Below are 19,191 nucleotides of genomic sequence, written 5' to 3'. Positions count from 1 at the left end.
TTTTATAATGTGTCGTAGCTGTGGTTTCTTGCCGCCTCGGCAAGGCGGTTTTTCAGGATCTTCCCGGTGGCGCCTGCGGGCAGATGATCGACCACCACCACTTCGCCGGGGCGCTTGTAGGGCGCAAGGCGTTGCGCCGCCCAGTCCAGAAGGGTTTGGGCCGCAAGATCGGTGCCCGGCGCCACCTGGACGAAGGCCACCACCTCCTCGTTGCCGTCGGCGGCGGGGCGGCCGACCACGGCGGAATGGGTGACCAGGGGATGGGCGTTGAACACCGCTTCCACCTCGGCGGGGTAGACATTGAAGCCCGAGCGGATGATCAGTTCCTTGGCGCGTCCCACGATGAACAGGGCTCCGTCGGCGTCTTGGCGGGCGAAATCGCCGGTATTGAGCCAGCCGTCGGAGTTTATCACCTCTGCGGTCATGGCGGGGGCGCGGTAATAGCCTTTCATGGTGCCAGGGCCGCGGCTCCACAATTCGCCCACTTCGCCTTTGGGCACATCCTTGCCGCCTTCGCCGACGATGCGCACCTCGACGCCGGGCAGGGCATGGCCCACCGAGCAATCTGTGCGGGGCGCATCAAGCCTTGTCTGGCAGATGGTCGGCGCCGATTCGGTGAGGCCATAGCCGTTGTTCAACACCTGACCGAACACGGCTTCGGTCTCCGCCTTGATGGCGGGGTCGAGCGGCGAGCCGCCCGCCGACAGGAAACGAAGTGCGGGGGCCTCGACCTTGGCCCCGGTGAGGCGGATATGTTCCAGAAACTTGGCGAACATGGCGGGCACGCCGTTCCACATGGTGAGGCCGGCTTTCAGATCGGCCAACACCTGGGCGGGGGCAAAGCGCGGCGCCACATGCAGGCAGGCTCCGCCGTAAAGGGTTCCCACCAGCACCGACGCCAGCCCGAACACATGGGACATGGGCAGCACGCCATAGGCCACGTCGCCGGGGCCCATATCGCGCAATCCCCCCGACACCGCGCCGATGAACATGATGTTGCGGTGGGTGAGCATGACGCCCTTGGGCGTGCCGGTGGTGCCCGAAGTGTAGATCAGCGCCGCCACTTGCCCATTGCCGGGTTCGACTTCTTCCGAACCACAATCGTGGTTGAGCGGTCCCACGGCGAAGCTGCCCAGCAGGGGGGTGGCGCGCAATTGCGCCCCGTGCCGTCTGGCATGGACAGTGGCTTCGGCAGAGACCTCGGTGGTGTAGATCACCCGTCGCGCGCCGCAATGGTCACGGATGGTGTCGATCTCGCGTTCCGAGAGCCGGGCATTGATAATCGCCGCCCAGGCGTCAAGCTCGCCCGCCGCTAAGATCATGGCCACCAGCAACAGGCAGTTCTCGCCCACCAGCATCAGCCGGTCGCCAGGACGGACCTCCAGGCCTTTCAGCAGCGCCCCGGCCTCGTCCATGGCCTTGCCTAACTGGGCGTAGCTCCAGCGGGTTTCCCCTTGGATCATGGCGGGGGCCTGGGGCGATCGGCGTTCCCACTGGCGGACCAATTGGGACAGGCGCGGCGGCAGATCGGCCAGGATGTCGGCGATTGGCCGCATCAGGCGATGTCCTTCAGCATATTGCGCGCGATGACCAGTTGCTGAATCTGGGTGGTGCCCTCGTAGATGCGGAACAGGCGGACATCGCGATAGAAGCGCTCGATGCCGTAATCGGCGATGTAGCCCGCGCCGCCATGAACCTGCACGGCGCGGTCGGCGATGCGGCCCACGGCTTCGGAGGCGAACATCTTGCAGCAGGCGGCCTCGGTGGAGACGTTGATGCCTTGGTCCTTCTTGCGCGCCGCGTCCAGCACCATGCAGCGCGCCGCATAGGCTTCGGTCTTGGAATCGGCGAGCATGGCCTGGACCAGCTGGAACTCGCCGATGGGCTTGCCGAATTGGACGCGCTCGGCGGCGTATTTGACGCTGTCCCTGATCAGGCGCTCGGAGACGCCGACGCAGGTGGCCGAGATATGCAGGCGCCCACGGTCCAGAACCTTCATCGCGGTCTTGAAGCCCTGGCCTTCGACGCCACCGATGATGTTGGCGGCGGGCACGCGCACATCCTCGAAGATCACGTCGCAGGTATGAGCACCCTTCTGGCCCATCTTCTTGTCGATCTTGCCCAAGCTTAGGCCGGGGGAATCGGCCTCGACGATGAAGGCCGAGATGCCGCCCGCGCCCTTGTTCTCAGGGTTGGTGCGAGCCATCAGGGTGAAGATGGAGGCCTCCGGCGCATTGGTGATGAAGCGCTTGGTGCCGTTGACGATGTAATGATCGCCGTCCTTGCGCGCCGTGGTGCGAAGAGAGGCGGCATCGGACCCGGCATTGGGCTCGGTCAGGGCGAAGGAGGCGATCAGCTCGCCGGTGGCCAGACGGGGCAGGTATTTGCGCTTCTGCTCTTCGGTGCCGTCGATGATGATTCCTTGCGAGCCGATGCCGTTATTGGTGCCGAAGATGGAGCGGAAGGCCGGGCTGGTCTGGCCGATCTCGAAGGCGCACAGCACTTCTTCTTCCATGGTCAGGCCCAGCCCGCCGTATTCCTCGGGGATGGACAGGCCGAACAGGCCCAATTCCTTCATCTCGGCGACGATTTCGGGCGGAATGGCGTCGTCTTCGGCGATGCGTTCCTCGTTGGGGACCAGACGTTCGCGCACGAAGCGCGAAATGGTGTCGAGCAACTGATTGAGGATTTCCTGGTCACGGATCATGTGGGTCTCGTCCCGTCTTCAAAATGGATGAGGGGTCTAGCGGCGTCCCAGCGCCGCCTCGATCTTGCGCGCCACCGCCACCAGGCGGGGGCCGAGGTCGTCTTCCAGGCGTTCGCGCGGCAGCAGGAAGGCCGCGCCGCCGCAGTTCAGCGCCATCACAACGCCGGTGGCGGGGTTGGTCAGCGCCACGCCCACGGCGTGAACATCCGACTGCCAGTCGCCCACCGACATGGTGAAGCCGCGCGCCGCGTATTCGCGCAAGGCTCGCTCCAGGCCCGACTTGATGCGTGGCCAGTCGTCGGGGTGGCGCTTTCGCACCTCGTCGAGGATGGGGGTGCGCTCCGTCTCGGCCAGCCCCGCCAGATAGGCGCGCCCCATGGCGGTGGTGGCCACGGGAATGCGCGAACCCACGGCCAGGCGGATGGTCAGCGCCCCTTTACCCCGACAGGATTCGATGTAGATCATGCTGGTCTGATCGCCACTGCCCAGAGACACTGCCACATCGGAATAATCGGCCAGTTCCTGCATCAGCGGCCGCGCCACATGGCGGATATCCATCCCGGCCAGGGCGGTATAGCCGAGCGACAGCACAGCGGTGCCCAACTGGTATTTGGCGTAACGGTCGATATAGGTGAGGTAGCCCAGCTTGGTCAGCGTATAGGTCAGCCGCGACACGGTGGGCTTGGGAAGGCCGGTGCGCGCCGCGATCTCCTGGTTGCCCAGCATGGCGTCGCCCGCGCGGAAGCAGCGCAGCACATCGAGGCCACGCGACAGCGCCACCACGAATTGCCGATCCTGCGTTTCCTCGGATTCGCTCAAGGCTTCATCTCCCGGACCCCGCCGTTGTGACCGGGGGGTATGATTTTGTTTGCCAAGGGACCAAATCACGACTTAGGCTCTGGCGTCAACAAAATGTGAAATTGAATTTCGCACAGCGAAACTGAGGGACGCCATGACGGAAGTGCTGTTGGAAAAACCCTTTGATTCCGTGGTGTTGCTGCGAATCAACCGGCCCGAGGCCAAGAACGCCCTTAACGGCGAGGTCCGCCGTCAGTTGGCCGAGCACATGACGGCGCTGGGTGCGGACCCCTCGGTGCGGGCCATCGTCATGACGGGCAACCAGGAGGCTTTCGCCGCCGGGGCCGATATCAAGGACATGGCCGAGGTGGGCGCCATCGAACTGATGCAGAGGAACAACCACCTGCTGTGGCGGGCTATCGCCAATTGCCCAAAGCCGGTGATTGCCGCCGTGAACGGTTATGCCTGGGGCGGCGGCTGTGAACTGGTCATGCATGCCGACATCATCGTGGCGGGCGAAAACGCCAGCTTCTCCCAGCCCGAGGTCAAGGTGGGCATCATGCCCGGCGCGGGCGGCACCCAGCGCCTGACGCGGGCCGTGGGCAAGTTCAAGGCCATGCTGATGGTGATGACCGGCCAGGCCATCAGCGGTGTGGAGGCCGGTCAGATGGGCCTTGCCAGTCTGGTGGTCCCCGATGAGCAGGTTCTGGACAAGGCTTTGGAGATCGCCAAGACCATCTCGCGCATGCCGCCCGTGGCCATCGCCCAGATCAAGGAAGTGCTGCTGGCGGGTCAGGATGCCTCGCTCGATACCGCCTTGATGCTGGAGCGTAAGGCGTTCCAACTGCTATTCGCCAGCCGCGACCAGAAGGAAGGCATGAAGGCCTTCATCGAGAAGCGCAAGCCTGCTTATGAGGGAAAATGACCATGAGCCTCGACGCCAATCGTTCCGATCTGATTCTTGGACTCGTGGGGACCGGCACAATGGGGCGCGGTATCGCCCAGATCGCCGTGATGTCCGGTGTCACGGTCATCCTGGTTGACGCGCAGCCCGGCGCCGCCGCCAAGGCCCGTGATGCGGTCGCCGCCATGCTGGCCAAACTGGCCGAGAAGGGCAAGCTGACGCCCGAGGCCTGTGCGAGCGCCACAGCGCGGCTCAAGCTAGGCGAAAGCCTCGCCGATCTGGCGCCCGCCCATGTGGTGGTGGAGGCCATCGTCGAGGACATCAAGGTCAAGCAGGCCCTGATGAAGGATCTGGAAGCGATCGTTTCCTCCGACTGCCTGATCGCCAGCAATACCTCGTCGCTGTCGGTGACCTCCATCGCCGCCGCCTGCAAGCATCCGGAGCGGGTGGGGGGCTTTCATTTCTTCAATCCCGTTCCACTGATGAAGGTCGTCGAGGTCATCGATGGTGTCATGACCGCGCCTTGGGTGGTCGAGGCGCTGATCACCTTAGCGCGGCGCATGGGCCACACGCCGGTCAAGGCCAAGGACACCCCCGGTTTCGTGGTTAATCACGCCGGACGGGGTTATGGCACCGAGGCGCTGAAACTGGTGGGGGAGGGGGTGACGGATGTGTTCACCGCCGACCGTATCCTCAAAGGTGCCGCCGGTTTCCGCATGGGGCCCTTCGAACTGCTCGACCTCACCGCGCTGGACGTTTCCCATCCGGTGATGGAAAGCATTTACGACCAGTATTACCAGGAACCGCGCTTCCGCCCGTCGCCCATCACCCGGAGCCGTCTGGTGGCCGGGCTGCTGGGCCGCAAGACGGGCCGGGGCTTCTACGCTTATGAGGGCGACAAGCAGGTGGCGCCGCCCGCGCCCGCCATTCCCACCGCCTGGGCCGGGCCGGTCTGGGTGGCGCCGGGCGAAGGATCGCTGGCCGTTTCCGCTTTGGTAACCAGCCTTGGCGTCAAGCTGGAAAAGGGCAAGAAGCCCACCAAGGAGGCCCTGTGCCTGGTTCCGGTTCTGGGCGAGGATTGCACTACGGCCGTGGTGCGCCTGGGGCTTGATGCGACCCGTGCTGTTGCCATCGATCCCCTGTTCGGGCTGGAAGGCCATCGCACCTTAATGACCAATCCGGTGACTGAGCCTGAGATCCGCGATGGTGCCCATGGTTTGCTGGCCGCCGACGGGGTGGCGGTTTCGGTGATCTGCGACAGTCCCGGTCTGGTGGCCCAGCGCGTGGTGGCGACCATCGTCAATATCGGCTGTGACATCGCCCAGCAGCGCATCGCCACGCCGGAAGACATCGACAAGGCGGTGACGCTGGGTCTCGGCTATCCCGCCGGGCCGCTGTCCTGGGGCGACCGCATCGGCGCGGCCAAGGTGGTCGCCATTCTCGACACCTTGCTGGCCATCACCGGCGATCCCCGCTATCGCGCCAGCCTGTGGCTGAAGCGCCGCGCCCTGTTGGGTGTTTCCCTGTTGACCTCGGAGTCCTGATCCATGCTCGACGCTTACCTTTACGACGGACTGCGCTCTCCCATCGGCCGTCATGCCGGAGGCCTTGCCCCCGTCAGGCCCGACGATCTGGCCGCCGAGGTGATCCGCGCCCTGGTGGCCCGTTCCGCCTTCAAGCCCGAGGATATCGAGGACGTCATCCTCGGCTGCACCAATCAGGCGGGCGAGGACAGCCGCAACGTGGCGCGCCACGCCGCTTTGCTGGCCGGTCTGCCCGTCGAGGTGGCGGGCCAGACCGTCAACCGTCTGTGCGCCTCGGGCCTGGCCGCCGTCCTGGACGCGGCGCGTTCCATCACCTGCGGCGAAGGGGATCTGTATCTGGCGGGCGGGGTGGAGAGCATGACCCGCGCGCCCTTCGTTCTGGCCAAGGGCGATAGCGCCTGGTCGCGCGACGCCAAGATCTTCGACACCACCATCGGGGCGCGCTTCGCCAACCCCAAGGTGGTGAAGCAATTCGGCAGCCATTCCATGCCCGAGACCGCCGACAACATCGCCCATGATCTGGGCCTGACCCGCGAGGCCTCGGATTCCTTCGCCGCCGCTTCCCAGGCCAAATATGCCCGCGCCAAGGCGGAGGGCTTCTACGAAGGCGAGATCCACCCCATCACCATAGCGGGCCGCAAGGGCGACACCGTGGTGAGCGAAGACGAACATCCGCGCCCCCAAAGCGATCTGGCCGCTTTGGCCAAGCTGAAGCCTTTGTTCGAGGGCGGCGTGGTGACCGCCGGGAATGCGTCGGGCATCAATGACGGCGCCTGCGCCTTGTTCATCGGCTCGCGCGCGGCGGGAGAAAAGGCGGGGGTGAAGCCCATCGCCCGGATCATTGCCGGTGCGGCGGCCGGTGTTGCCCCGCGCGTCATGGGGTTGGGGCCGGTTCCGGCCATCACCAAGGCCCTGGCGCGGGCCAAACTTTCCCTCAAGGATCTCGACCTCATCGAGATCAACGAGGCCTTTGCCGTGCAGGTGCTGGGCTGTGTCACCCAACTGGGCGTGGCCGCCGATGATTCGCGCCTCAATCCCAATGGCGGCGCCATCGCCATCGGCCATCCGCTGGGTTGTTCCGGTGCGCGGTTGGCACTGACCGCGGCGCGGCAGTTGCAGCGGACCGGCGGGCGTTACGCCGTGGTCAGCTTGTGCATCGGCGTCGGCCATGGCCTGGCCGCTGTGATCGAAAGAGTTTAGTCCTCCTCGGATTCAGTCGACGAAGGGCGGCGGATCAGGCAACAATCCGCCGCCCTCGTTATTTGTTCCGCGCCCAAGGAGTGAGCCCATGCTTGAAACCGGTTTCTTTTCCCTGGGCACGCCGGGGCGGCTTGATGCCGATTTGGAGTTCATTCTGGCCAAGGTCGCCGAACTGAAGCTTCCGAAATTGTATGAACTGGGGCCGGTTGGGGCGCGGACGGAGTTCGCGTTGCGGCTTTCGCGGTCGAACCCACCTGCTCCGCATGGGGTGGAGGCCGAGGACATCACCATCGCGGGAATTCCCGCCCGGCGCTATCAGCCTCAGGGCGGCCCCAAGGCCAAGGCGATGTTGCTGTATTTCCATGGCGGCGGCTTTGTGGTGGGCGATCTGGAGACCCACGATCCCCATTGCCGCGCCCTGGCAGCCGAAAGCGGCTCCGTGGTGGTGGCGCTACATTATCGCCTGGGGCCGGAACATCCCTATCCCGCAGCCATTCAAGACGGTATCGCCGCGCTCAAATGGGCGGCGGCAGAGTATGCGGGCTGGACGTTGGGCGTGGCTGGCGACAGCGCTGGCGGCACCTTGTCCGCGGTGGTGGCCCTGCATGCCCGCGATCTGAATATTCCTCTGGCGCTTCAGATGCTGATTTATCCGGCGGTGGACCAGAAGGGAGATTTTCCCTCCCGCACGCGGCTGGCTGACGGCTATCTCCTGACCCAGGGCGATATCGAGTGGTTTACCCAACAATATTTCGTTGGGCATGAGGGACCGGTGCTAGAGCCCGACGCATCGCCCTTGCGCGCCGCCTCCCATGGCGGGTTGGCTCCGGCCTTGGTGCTGACATGCGGCTTCGACCCCCTTGTGGATGAAGGGGACGCCTATGCCCAGGCCCTTATAGGGGCGGGGGTTCCTGTGCGCCATGTGCGCCTGGAAGGCTCCATCCACGGCTGCCTGGGACTGGCGGGCTATGTCGCCTCGGGCAGGCAAGCCTTGGCGGAGGTTTGCGGGGCTTGGCGGTCCGTTCAAGCCTGAGTTTTTGAGACACGGATGGACACGGATGCGGGGCTTTGCACCGCACGCGGATGAGTATTCATCCGTGCTTATCCGTGGCCACGAAGCGGCGTCCGTGCCCATCCGTCTTCCGATATGAAGTAGCGATCATGATGGAGTTGAACGGTCATTCAATCGCCCTTGACTCCCACATCAGAATGAATGAACATTCAGTCAGATTGAATGCTCAGTCAGTTCGAGGCGTGAATGTCCTTCTCCGTGCTCAATACCGCCCGACGGGGTGCCGTCTTCGTGGTGACCCTGGCCAGCCCGCCTGTGAACGCCCTGTCGCGTGCCCTGATCAAGGACTTGCATGGGGCCATGGATGTGGTGGAGGCGGATAAGACCATCCGCGTTCTGCATCTGCGCTCCGAGCAAAAGGCGTTCTGCGCGGGGGCCGATCTGTCCGAGATGCGCGAGAATCTGGCCAACCCCGATCTGGTGGATACTCAGATCGCCTTTGTCCGTGACCTTCAGAACGTCTTGAAGCGCATCGAAACCTTAGCCCTGGCCACCGTGGCCGAGGTGGGCGGCGCGGCCATGGGTGGCGGGCTGGAACTGGCCCTGGCCTGTGACTTCCGCATGGCGGCCAATGAGGCCAAGCTGGCCCTGCCCGAGGTCAATCTGGGCCTGATCCCAGGGGCGGGGGGGACGCAGCGCCTGACCCGGCTGTGCGGCCCGGCCATCGCCAAGCGCCTGATCCTGGGGGCCGAAATCCTGGACGGCCAAAGCGCCGCCGCCCTGGGCATCGTCCATTGGTCGGCACCGCGCGCCGAACTGGCCGACAAGGCCGCCAATCTGGCCGACCGCCTGGCCACGCTGCCGCGCGCCGCCGTGGCGGCGTCCAAATCCTGTATCGAGGCTTCCCTCGACCCGTCGCGCGACGGCTACGAGGAAGAACTCACCGCCACCCGTGACCTGCTGTTGCACGAGCCCGAGACCCGCCACCGGGTCGAGGCCTTCCTGTCCAAGTGATTTCCATCGAAGGAGCCAAGGAAATGAAGTTCGAGGATAAAGTCGCCCTGATCACCGGCGGTGCGTCGGGCATCGGCTATTGCACCGTGAAGTCCATGGCCGAACTGGGCGCCGATGTGCTGATCGCCGATATCAACGTGGAAGCGGGCGAGAAGGCTGCGACCGAGCTGAAGGCCAAGGGCCTCAAGGCCGAATTCGTGCGCCTCGACGTCACCGACAAGGCTAATATCGCGCGTGTCAAGGAGCATGTTCTGGCCACCCGCGGCCGCCTCGACATCCTGTGCAACGTGGCGGGCTGGGGGCATATCCAGCCCTTCGTTGATAACGACGACGCCTTCATCGCCAAGGTCATGAGCCTCAATCTCACCGGCCCCATCGAGTTGATCCGCGCCTTCTTCCCCCTGATGATCGAGAAGAAGACCGGCAAGATCGTCAATGTGGCCTCCGATGCCGGGCGGGTGGGAAGCTTGGGCGAAAGCGTCTATTCGGCGGCCAAGGGCGGGCTGATTTCCTTCTCCAAGGCCCTGGCCCGCGAGGGTGCCCGCTACAACATCAACGTCAACGCCATCTGCCCCGGCCCCACCGACACGCCGCTGTTGAAGTCCGAGCCGGAAAAGTTCCTGGAGGCCTTCCTCAAGGTCATTCCCATGCGCCGCTTCGGCCAACCGCAGGAAGTGGCCGATTCCATCGTCTTCATGGCATCCAACCGCGCCGACTACATCACCGGCCAGGTTCTGTCGGTCAACGGCGGCATCACCATGGTGGGCTAAGAGCCCGCGTTCCCAACGTCACGAAAGAGGACAATCCCATGCGCAAGTTCAAGGCAGCCGAGTACAAGGCCACTCATTTCGACTGGAAGGTTGATGGCAAGGTGGCGACTCTCACCCTCAACCGTCCTGATAGGAAAAACCCGTTAACATTTGATTCTTATGGTGAACTTCGCGATCTGTTTGAGAATATGGTCTATGCCGACGACGTCAAGGCGGTGATCGTCACCGGCTCGGGCGGCAATTTCTGCTCGGGCGGCGACGTGCACGAGATCATCGGTCCGCTGACCAAGATGGACATGCCCGAACTCCTTGAATTCACCCGCATGACCGGCGACGCGGTGCGCGCCATGCGCAATGCGCCCCAGCCGATCATCGCCGCCATCGACGGCATCTGTGCCGGTGCTGGCACCATGCTGGGCTGCGCCGCCGATATCCGTCTGGGCACGGCGCGCTCCAAGGTGGCCTTCCTGTTCGTGCGCGTTGGTCTGGCCGGTGCCGATATGGGCGCCTGCACCTTGCTGCCCCGCCTGATCGGCCTGTCGCGGGCGGCTGAGCTGCTCTACACTGGCCGCGCCATGGGCGGCGAGGAATCCGAGCGGGTCGGCTATTACAACTCGCTCCATGCTCCGGAAGAACTGCTGGACGCCGCCAACAAGCTGGCGCATTCCCTGGCCAACGGCCCCACCTTCGGTCACGCCATGACCAAGAAGATGCTGTGGCAGGAATGGAACCACGGCCTGGGCGAGTGCATCGAGGCCGAGGCTCAGGCCCAGGCCATTTGCATGCAGACCAAGGACTTCGAGCGCGCTTACGTGGCATTCGCCGCCAAGCAGGCGCCGATTTTCGAGGGTAATTAAGGTTAAGGAAAAGAACCATGAGTGACGCCACGTTCCTCGACTGGCCCTTTCTCGACGAGTCCCACCGCGCCTTTGCGCGGTCGTTAGAGGACTGGGCCGACACCATCCTCCCAGGGGTGTGTCCCGAGGACGAGGCGCACGGCCCCGCCATGGACCAGACCGCCCGACGCCTGGTAACGGCTTTGGGACAGGCGGGGTTCCTTAAGGCCGCAATTCCGGCCGCTTATGGCGGGCGGGCTAAGGATTTCGACGTTCGGGCCTTGTGCCTGGGCCGCGAGATCCTGGCCCGCCACGCCGGTCTTGCCGATTTCGCCTTCGCCATGCAGGGCTTGGGTAGCGCCGCCATCACCTTGTTCGGAAATGAGGAACAAAAGGCCCGCTATCTGCCCAAGGTGGGAACGGGCGAGATGATCGCCGCCTTCGCCATTTCCGAAGCCGATGCCGGTTCCGATGTGGGGGCCATGACCACCAAGGCGGTCAGGGATGGCGACCATTATGTGATCAACGGCGCCAAGACCTGGATCTCCAATGCCGGGCTGGCCGACTTCTATACCGTCTTCGCCCGCATGGGCGACGAGGAAGGCGCCAAGGGACTCGCTGCATTCGTGGTTGACGCAAAGACTCCCGGACTTTCGGTGTCGGAGCGAATCGATGTCATCGCGCCCCATCCCCTGGGGTCGTTACGCTTTGACAACATGCGGGTGCCCGCCTCGGCCATGCTGGGCAAGCCGGGTGACGGCTTCAAGGTGGCCATGAGCGTGCTGGACGTGTTCCGCACCACGGTGGGCGCCGCCGCCCTGGGCTTCGCGCGCCGCGCCATGGACGAGGCGGTGTCGCGCTCGGTCAAGCGCAAGGCCTTCGGCTCGCGCCTCGCCGACTTCCAATTGATCCAGGCCAAGATCGCCGACATGGCGGTGGCCATCGATACCTCGGCGCTGCTGATCTACCGCTCGGCCTGGGTCAAGGACACCAAGGGTGGACGCGTGACCCGCGAGGCCTCCATGGCCAAGCTGTGGGCCACCGAACAGGCCCAGATGGTCATCGATCAGGCGGTGCAGATCTGGGGCGGCCTGGGCGTGATCAGCGGCATGGCGGTGGAGCAGCTCTACCGCGAGATTCGCGCGCTGCGCATCTATGAAGGCACCAGCGAGATTCAAAAGCTGGTCATCGCCTCCAAGGTCTATGAGGGGCTGCCCCTATGATGGGCGAGGCGAAGCCGCTTGCTGGCCGCCATGCTCTCGTTACCGGCGGCGGGCGCGGCATCGGCGCCGCCATCGCGCGGCAATTGCTGAGCCTGGGCGCCGCCGTCACCATCACCGGGCGCGACAAGGGGCGCTTGGAAGGGGCCGCCGCCGCCATGGGCTGTCATGCCGTGGCCATGGACGTGACCGATGCTTCGGCCATTCAGAACGGCTTTGCCCTGGCGGCCCAGGCCCAAGGCCCCATCACCATCCTGGTCAACAATGCCGGGATCGCCAAGGCGGCGCCCTTCGCCAAGACCGATCTGTCCTTGTGGGACGACATCCTGCGCACCGATCTGACGGGGGCGTTCTTGAGCACACAGGCGGCGCTTCCCCAGATGCTGGAATCCGGTTGGGGCAGGGTGGTCAATGTGGCGTCCACCGCCGGGCTGACCGGTCTGGCCTATTGCGCTGCCTATTGCGCCGCCAAGCATGGGCTGATCGGCCTGACGCGGGCCCTGGCGGTGGAACTGGCATCCAAGCCGGTGACGGTCAATGCCGTCTGTCCCGGCTATACCGAAACCGATATCGTCGAGGAAACCATCAGCAATATCGTCGCCAAGACCGGACGGAGCCGGGAAGAGGCCTTGGCCGGTCTGGTGGCCTCCAATCCGCAAAAGCGCCTGATCAAGCCGGAAGAAGTGGCCGAGGCGGTGGCCTGGCTGTGCCTGCCGGGGTCAAGCTCCATCACCGGCCAGAGCATCGCTGTCGCGGGTGGGGAATTGATGTAGAGGTTGACGGACCCTCCGCGCCGGAGTAGTCCGGTTTTCGGAAATCTTCCAATTGGGGCAAAACACGGAATGGACAGCAAGCCGGGCACGGTTCATGACGTCAAGGCCCAGGTCAGCGACGAGGCCCTGGTTGCCAAGCGGCGCGGCCAGATCATCGCCTCGGCGGTGGAGTTGTTCTCCCACCAGGGGTTCTACCGCACCACCATTCAGGATGTGGCCAAGAAGGCGGGGGTCTCGGCCGGGCTGATCTACCAATATGTCACCGACAAGGAAGACGTGCTGCTGCTCGCTCTCCTGTCGGTTCTGGAATCCTATAAGCAGGAAATCCCGGCCGCGCTGGAAGGCCTTTCCGACCCGCTGGAGCGCTTTGTCGCCGCCATCCGGGCCTATTGCCGGGTGGTGGACCAGCGGCGCGAAGCGACGGTGCTGGCCTACCGCTCCACCAAGTCGCTGCCCGATGATCGCCGCCAGTTGATCAAGGATTGCGAGATCGAGACCAACGGCATGATCGCGGCCTGTCTTGCAAACTGCATCAAGGCCGGGCTGATGCGCGACGTCAATGTGGAACTGGTGACTTACCAGCTGGTGACCTTCGCCCATAGCTGGGCCTTGAAGCACTGGCGCCTCAAAGAGTTGTGCGACCTGGAGCAATACATTGCCGAGGGGCTGGACTTCTTCGCCCAGGCACTTCTGACGCCGAAGGGACGGCGTCAGTGGGAGGCGCTCTCCACCACCACGATCTGTTGACGCACTCTCAACATCGGGTACTATATCTGGCTTCAAAAGCCAGAGGAATGTGATGACCCAGCCCGCCGTTACCGGCGATATCCGCGACACGCCGCTTGCCGACGCCCTGGGCGAGCGCTATCTCGCCTATGCCATGTCCACCATCGTGTCGCGCTCGCTGCCCGATGTGCGCGACGGGTTGAAGCCTGTGCATCGCCGTCTGCTGTTCGCCATGCGCCAGTTGAAGCTGGACCCCAGCGGCGGCTTCAAGAAATGCGCCCGCGTGGTCGGCGACGTCATCGGTAAGTACCACCCCCATGGCGATGTGGCGGTCTATGACACTCTGGTGCGTCTGGCCCAGGACTTCGCCGTGCGCTATCCCCTGGTGGAGGGCCAGGGCAATTTCGGCAATATCGACGGCGATAACGCCGCGGCCATGCGGTATACCGAAGCCAAGCTGACCGAGATCGCCGCCGCCCTGATGGAAGGTCTCGACGAGGACAGCGTCGATTTCCGCCCCACCTATGACGGGACCGAGGAAGAGCCCGCGGTCATGCCGTCGGCCATTCCCAATCTGCTGGCCAATGGCTCGGCCGGTATCGCGGTGGGCATGGCCACCAGCATTCCGCCCCATAATCTGGGCGAGATCTGCGACGCGCTCGATCACCTGATCGCCAAGCCCGATTGCGATGTGGACGAGTTGATCGCCCATATGCCCGGTCCCGACTTTCCCACCGGCGGTGTTCTGGTGGAAACCAGCGCGGCCATCAGCGAGGCCTACCGTACCGGCAAGGGCTCGTTCAGGGTGCGGGCCAAATGGGCGGTGGAGAAGCTCTCCCACGGGCTTTACCAGATCGTCATCACCGAGATTCCCTATCAGGTGCAAAAGGCCAAGCTGATCGAGAAGATCGCCGAGCTTTTGTCCGAGAAGAAGTTGCCGCTGCTGGCCGATATCAGGGATGAATCCGCCGAGGATATCCGTCTGGTGCTCGAGCCCAGGAATCGCACGGTCGAGGCCGAACTGGTCATGGAGCAATTGTTCCGCCAGACCGACCTGGAATCGCGCTTTTCGCTCAACATGAACGTGCTGGCGCCTGACAGCCATGGCCACCTTACGCCCGGCGTTATGAATCTGAAGGAGGTGCTGCGCGCTTTTCTCGATCACCGCATGGTGGTTCTCGAGCGCCGCACCCGCTTCCGCCTGGAGAAGATCGCCAAGCGCCTGGAAGTGCTGGAAGGCTTCCTCAAGGTCTATGCCGATCTGGACAAGGTCATCAAGATCATCCGCTTCGCCGACGAGCCCAAGGCGGAGCTGATCAAGACCTTCAAACTGTCCGAGGTGCAGGCCGAGGCCATCCTCAATATGCGGCTGCGCTCCCTGAACAAGCTGCAGGAACTGGAGATCAAGACCGAACACGCCGAATTGTCGGCGGAAAAGGCCGATCTTGAAGCGCTGTTGGCCGATGAAGGCCGCCGCTGGACCACCATCGCCGCCCAGAATGCCGAGATCCGCAAAGCCTTCGGCGGGGCCACCGCTTTGGGCAAGCGCCGCACCGAACTGGGTGACGCGCCGTCCGCCGTGGTGGTGCCCATCGAGGCCTATGTGGAGCGCGAAGCCATCACCATGGTTCTGTCCGAGAAGGGCTGGATCCGGGCGCTGAAAGGCCATTCCGACAGTCCCGATGCCTTGAAGTTCAAGGAGGGCGACCAGCTTGGGCATCTGCTCAAGGCCTGGACCACCGACAAGATCCTGGTCTTCGCCACCGACGGGCGCTTCTACACCATCGGCGGCGACAAGCTGCCTTCGGGGCGCGGCCATGGCGAGCCGCTGCGCCTGATGATCGATCTGGCGGGTGATGTGGATATCGCCGCCGTTCTGGTCCACAAGCCGGGGCGCAAGCTCTTGGTCGCCACCAATTCCGATCGCGGCTTCGTGGTCGAGGAGAATGAAGTCCTGGCCCAGACGCGGGCGGGCAAGATGGTCCTCAATTGCGGCGATGGCGAGAAAGCCAAATTCTGCCTGCCCTTCGAGGGCGACGCCGTGGCGGTGATCGGCGAGAACCGCAAGCTGCTGGTGTTCATGGCCGATGAAATCCCGGTGATGACCCGGGGCAGGGGCGTGATCTTGCAGAAGTACCGTGACGGCGGCATGGCCGACATCAAGGTCTTTACCCTGGCCCAAGGCCTGACCTGGAATCTGGGCGACAGGGTGCGCACCGAGGCCGATCTTACCCCCTGGCTGGGTAAGCGCGCCTCGGTGGGACGACTGCCTCCCACCGGCTTTCCCAGGAACAATCGTTTCAGCTGATTACGGTTTTCCGAAAGCCGGGTCGCGTTGCGTCGCCCTTGCAAAGGTGTAGGATAATTTCCACCTGATCCGGATCAACCGGCAAAAGTTTTCTGGGAGGAGACTTTAATGCAGCGACGTAAATTCCTGACCGGAGCAGCCGTGGGAGCGGCTGCCGCCTCGACCACCATCGCGGCTCCGGCCATTGCGCAGAGCATGCCCGAAGTGAAGTGGCGCCTGGCGTCCAGCTTCCCCAAGAGCCTGGATACCATCTATGGCGCCGGTGAAGTTCTGGCCAAAAGGGTGGCCGAGGCCACCGACGGCAAGTTCCAGATCCGTGTCTTCGCGGGCGGCGAGATCGTCCCCGGTCTGCAGGTTCTGGACGCCGTGCAGAACGGCACCGTCGAATGCGGCCATACGGTCAGCTACTACTATGTGGGCAAGGACGCCACCTTCGGCTTCGATGCCTCCATGCCGTTTGGCGCCAATACCCGCCAGCAGAATTCCTGGCTGTATCACGGCGGCGGCATGGCGCTGATGCGCGAATTCTTCGCCAAATACAACATGCTGAATTTCCCCTGCGGCAATACCGGCACCCAGATGGGCGGCTGGTTCCGCAAGGAGATCAAGACCGTAGAAGACTTGAAGGGCCTCAAATTCCGCATCGGCGGCTATGCCGGCAAGGTGCTGACCAAGCTGGGCGTGGTGCCGCAGCAGATCGCTGGCGGCGATCTCTATCCCGCCCTGGAGAAGGGCACCATCGACGCCGCCGAATGGGTCGGCCCCTATGACGACGAGAAGCTGGGCTTCAACAAGGTGGCTCCCTACTATTACTATCCCGGCTGGTGGGAAGGCGGCCCTTGCGTTTCGGCCCTGGTCAACAAGAACGAGTGGGAAAAGCTGCCCAAGCACTACAAGGCCGTCTTCGAGTCCGCGGCAGCCGAAGCCAATATGGACATGACCGCCAAGTATGACGTGCTCAATCCCCCGGCCCTGAAGCGCCTGATCGCCAACGGCACCCAGCTGCGTCCCTTCTCCAAGGACATCATGCTGGCCTGTTACAAGGCGGCTCAGGAAACCTATGCCGAGGAATCGGCGACCAATCCTTCTTTCAAGAAGGTTTTCGACCATTGGAGCGCCTATCTGGCCGAGCAGCGCTCCTGGTTCAGCGTCGCCGAAGCCGGTTTCGACAACTTCATGCTCTATGGCGTTCCCAAGAAGTAGTTCCGGGACGATTTCCATAAGGAAAGCCCCGCACCATTGGTGCGGGGCTTTTTGTTTGGGTTAGGGTCCGCCTACTTGCTGTCGGGGCCGCCATACATGCCGCCGCCGAACTCGCCCTGGGGCACCTCGATCTGGATCTTCGAGGTGTCCACGGCGGCCGCCTTGTCGATGCCGCCAGTGACCAGATCGGGAAAGGCGATGACCAGGCCCACCATGATGATCTGGATGATCACGAAGGGCACCGCGCCCCAATAGATCTGGCCAGTGGTGATCTTGGCCGTCAGCTTGCCGGTGATCTTGTCCACATAGTCGGATTTGGGCGCCACGCTGCGCAGGTAGAATAGCGCGAAGCCAAAAGGCGGATGCATGAACGAGGTCTGCATGTTGACGCCCAACAGAACGCCGAACCAGATCAGGTCGATGCCCATCTTCTCGGCCACCGGCCCCAGCAGCGGGACCAGGATGAAGGCCAGTTCGAAGAAGTCGAGGAAGAAAGCCAGGACGAACATCAACACATTGGTGACGATCAAAAAGCCCAGCTTGCCGCCGGGCAGGCTGCTCATCAGATGCTCGACCCACAGATCGCCGTTGACGCCGCGGAACACCAGGCCGAACACCGTGGAACCCACCAGGATGAACACCACGAAGCACGACAGCTTGGCTGTGGTGTCCATGGCCTGGCGCATCAGGTTCCAGTCAAGCTTGCGCTTCATCAGGGCCAGGATCATGGCGCCCGCCGCGCCCATGGCTCCGCCCTCGGTGGGAGTGGCCACACCGATGAAGATGGTGCCCAGAACCAGGAAGATCAGGATCAGCGGCGGAACCAGACAGGTGAATGTGCGAATGATCAGCCCCATGCCGCGCAGGGATCGGGCCTCGGCTGGCAGGGCAGGGGCAAAATCCGGCTTGATCATGGTGACCAGGAAGATGAACCCGGCGTAAAGGCCGGTCAGCACGAAGCCGGGGACGAAGGCGCCAGCATACATGTCGCCCACCGACCGGCCCAACTGGTCGGCCATGATGATGAGCACCAGGGAGGGCGGAATGATTTGGGCCAATGTGCCTGAAGCGGCGATGACACCGGACGCCACACGGCGGTCGTAGCCGTAGCGCATCATGATGGGCAGCGAGATCAGGCCCATGGAAATCACCGAGGCGGCCACCACGCCGGTGGTGGCGGCAAGCAGCGCGCCCACGAAGATCACGGCATAGGCAAGACCACCCCGGATGGGGCCGAACAACTGGCCGATCGTATCCAGCAGGTCTTCCGCCATGCCGGATCGTTCGAGAATCAGGCCCATGAAGGTGAAGAAGGGAATGGCCAGCAGCGTGTCGTTGCGCATGATGCCGAAGACGCGCTCGGGCAAGGCCTGAAACAGGCTGACATGCAGCAGTCCCAGCTCGACGCCCACCAGACCAAAGAGAATGCCGTTGGCGGCCAGTGCGAAGGCCACCGGATAGCCGATCAGCAGGAAGACGACCAGGGCCGCGAACATCAGCGGCGCCATATTGGCGATCAGGAATTGGGTCATACCGCTTCTCCGTCCGCCGAAGTGTGGTGGTGATGGCCGTGATCGCCGGGATCAGCCATATCGCCGGTCAGGATGGCGATTTTCTTGATCAGCTCGGACGCGCCTTGCAGCATCAGAAGCGAAAAACCCAGGGGAATCATCAGCTTGACCGGCCAGCGGATCAGGCCTCCGGCATCCGAAGACATCTCCATCATGGTGAAGGATTTCATGAACATGGGCCAGGACAGGGTCAGGATCAGCATGGCCATGGGAAACAGGAAGACGATGGTCCCGACGATATCGATCCAGATCTGGGTCCGGCGCGGCAGGCGGCCGCAGATGACGTCAATGCGGATATGCTCGTTGCGCAGCAAGGTATAGCCCGCGCAGAGCAGGAACACCGTGGCGAACAGGTACCATTGCACCTCAAGCCAGGCGTTCGAACTGTTGGAGAAGATGTAGCGGAAGGTGGCGTTGCCCGAACTGACGATCACCATGACGAGGATCAGCCAATAAACAGTACGCCCCACCCACTCGTTGATGCGATCAATGAGCGAGCTGAGTGACAGAAGCGGTTTCAATGCCGGTTCCTCCCATTCCCCTATGGAGTTATTAACCTTGCCAGCTTGTTGCGCCAGCTTTGTCCAACTCGTACGATCTCATAT

The 19,191-nt window shown here is 63.5% G+C and carries 17 protein-coding genes; 12 read left to right on the top strand and 5 right to left on the bottom strand.

The window, feature by feature from the left end:
• Nucleotides 1-2 precede the first annotated feature (2 nt).
• From CCC_RS11410 to CCC_RS11400, 3 genes are read right to left on the bottom strand one after another with little or no spacing between them, the layout of a single operon-like run.
• Nucleotides 3-1,556 carry a class I adenylate-forming enzyme family protein gene (locus CCC_RS11410; RefSeq protein ID WP_041041338.1) on the bottom strand — a complete coding sequence of 518 codons (1,554 nt, stop codon included), beginning with the start codon at nt 1,554-1,556 and terminating at the stop codon, nt 3-5.
• On the bottom strand, nt 1,556-2,707 hold the full coding sequence (locus CCC_RS11405; RefSeq protein WP_009867748.1) for an acyl-CoA dehydrogenase family protein: 1,152 nt from the start codon (nt 2,705-2,707) through the stop codon (nt 1,556-1,558). Before CCC_RS11405 ends, CCC_RS11410 begins: the two co-directional genes overlap by 1 nt.
• A 36-nt stretch (nt 2,708-2,743) precedes the next feature.
• Nucleotides 2,744-3,526, bottom strand: coding sequence for an IclR family transcriptional regulator (locus tag CCC_RS11400; RefSeq protein WP_009867747.1), 783 nt, complete (start codon nt 3,524-3,526; stop codon nt 2,744-2,746).
• A gap of 133 nt (nt 3,527-3,659) precedes the next feature.
• Between CCC_RS11400 and CCC_RS11395 the strand changes: the two genes are divergently transcribed.
• The 12 genes from CCC_RS11395 (at nt 3,660) to CCC_RS11340 (ending at nt 17,015) form a co-directional block, all read left to right on the top strand.
• Nucleotides 3,660-4,430, top strand: a complete 771-nt coding sequence (locus tag CCC_RS11395) for an enoyl-CoA hydratase (RefSeq protein ID WP_009867746.1) — start codon at nt 3,660-3,662, stop codon at nt 4,428-4,430.
• A 2-nt stretch (nt 4,431-4,432) separates the two neighbouring features.
• The gene (locus tag CCC_RS11390) at nt 4,433-5,953 is read left to right on the top strand and encodes a 3-hydroxyacyl-CoA dehydrogenase (protein WP_041041336.1); all 1,521 of its coding nucleotides are present in this window, start codon (nt 4,433-4,435) and stop codon (nt 5,951-5,953) included.
• Between the two features lie 3 nt (nt 5,954-5,956).
• On the top strand, nt 5,957-7,153 hold the full coding sequence (locus tag CCC_RS11385) for a 3-oxoadipyl-CoA thiolase (RefSeq protein WP_009867744.1): 1,197 nt from the start codon (nt 5,957-5,959) through the stop codon (nt 7,151-7,153).
• Nucleotides 7,154-7,241: 88 nt separating this feature from the next.
• Nucleotides 7,242-8,186: an alpha/beta hydrolase gene (locus tag CCC_RS11380; protein ID WP_052473110.1), complete on the top strand. Its 945-nt coding sequence runs from the start codon at nt 7,242-7,244 to the stop codon at nt 8,184-8,186.
• 225 nt (nt 8,187-8,411) lie between these two features.
• Nucleotides 8,412-9,179, top strand: coding sequence for an enoyl-CoA hydratase/isomerase family protein (locus CCC_RS11375; protein ID WP_009867742.1), 768 nt, complete (start codon nt 8,412-8,414; stop codon nt 9,177-9,179).
• A gap of 23 nt (nt 9,180-9,202) precedes the next feature.
• Nucleotides 9,203-9,949, top strand: a complete 747-nt coding sequence (locus tag CCC_RS11370; RefSeq protein ID WP_041041491.1) for an SDR family NAD(P)-dependent oxidoreductase — start codon at nt 9,203-9,205, stop codon at nt 9,947-9,949.
• 38 nt (nt 9,950-9,987) lie between these two features.
• The gene (locus tag CCC_RS11365) at nt 9,988-10,806 is read left to right on the top strand and encodes an enoyl-CoA hydratase family protein (protein WP_041041333.1); all 819 of its coding nucleotides are present in this window, start codon (nt 9,988-9,990) and stop codon (nt 10,804-10,806) included.
• 17 nt (nt 10,807-10,823) lie between these two features.
• Complete coding sequence (locus CCC_RS11360; RefSeq protein WP_041041331.1) at nt 10,824-12,008, top strand: acyl-CoA dehydrogenase family protein; 1,185 nt, start codon at nt 10,824-10,826, stop codon at nt 12,006-12,008.
• Nucleotides 12,005-12,778, top strand: coding sequence for an SDR family NAD(P)-dependent oxidoreductase (locus tag CCC_RS11355; protein ID WP_201773302.1), 774 nt, complete (start codon nt 12,005-12,007; stop codon nt 12,776-12,778). The genes CCC_RS11360 and CCC_RS11355 overlap by 4 nt, the downstream gene beginning before the upstream one ends.
• Before the next feature lie 69 nt (nt 12,779-12,847).
• Nucleotides 12,848-13,525 (top strand): TetR/AcrR family transcriptional regulator, encoded by a 678-nt coding sequence (locus CCC_RS11350; protein ID WP_009865557.1) that lies wholly within the window; start codon nt 12,848-12,850, stop codon nt 13,523-13,525.
• A 52-nt stretch (nt 13,526-13,577) separates the two neighbouring features.
• Complete coding sequence (gene parC / locus CCC_RS11345; protein ID WP_041041328.1) at nt 13,578-15,812, top strand: DNA topoisomerase IV subunit A; 2,235 nt, start codon at nt 13,578-13,580, stop codon at nt 15,810-15,812.
• A gap of 108 nt (nt 15,813-15,920) precedes the next feature.
• On the top strand, nt 15,921-17,015 hold the full coding sequence (locus CCC_RS11340; RefSeq protein WP_041041326.1) for a TRAP transporter substrate-binding protein: 1,095 nt from the start codon (nt 15,921-15,923) through the stop codon (nt 17,013-17,015).
• 71 nt (nt 17,016-17,086) lie between these two features.
• Here CCC_RS11340 and CCC_RS11335 read toward each other — a convergent pair whose 3' ends face one another.
• Together CCC_RS11335 and CCC_RS11330 are read right to left on the bottom strand one after the other, a co-directional pair.
• Entirely contained in the window at nt 17,087-18,547 is a 1,461-nt protein-coding gene (locus CCC_RS11335) for a TRAP transporter large permease (RefSeq protein WP_041041324.1), read from the bottom strand.
• The gene (locus CCC_RS11330) at nt 18,544-19,107 is read right to left on the bottom strand and encodes a TRAP transporter small permease subunit (protein WP_041041322.1); all 564 of its coding nucleotides are present in this window, start codon (nt 19,105-19,107) and stop codon (nt 18,544-18,546) included. The genes CCC_RS11335 and CCC_RS11330 overlap by 4 nt, the downstream gene beginning before the upstream one ends.
• Nucleotides 19,108-19,191 lie beyond the last annotated feature (84 nt).

This window comes from Paramagnetospirillum magnetotacticum MS-1, from assembly GCF_000829825.1.
GTDB classification, from domain to species: domain Bacteria; phylum Pseudomonadota; class Alphaproteobacteria; order Rhodospirillales; family Magnetospirillaceae; genus Phaeospirillum; species Phaeospirillum magnetotacticum.
Note: the sequence above shows the minus strand (reverse complement) of the source record. Positions and strands in the feature narration are given on the sequence as shown.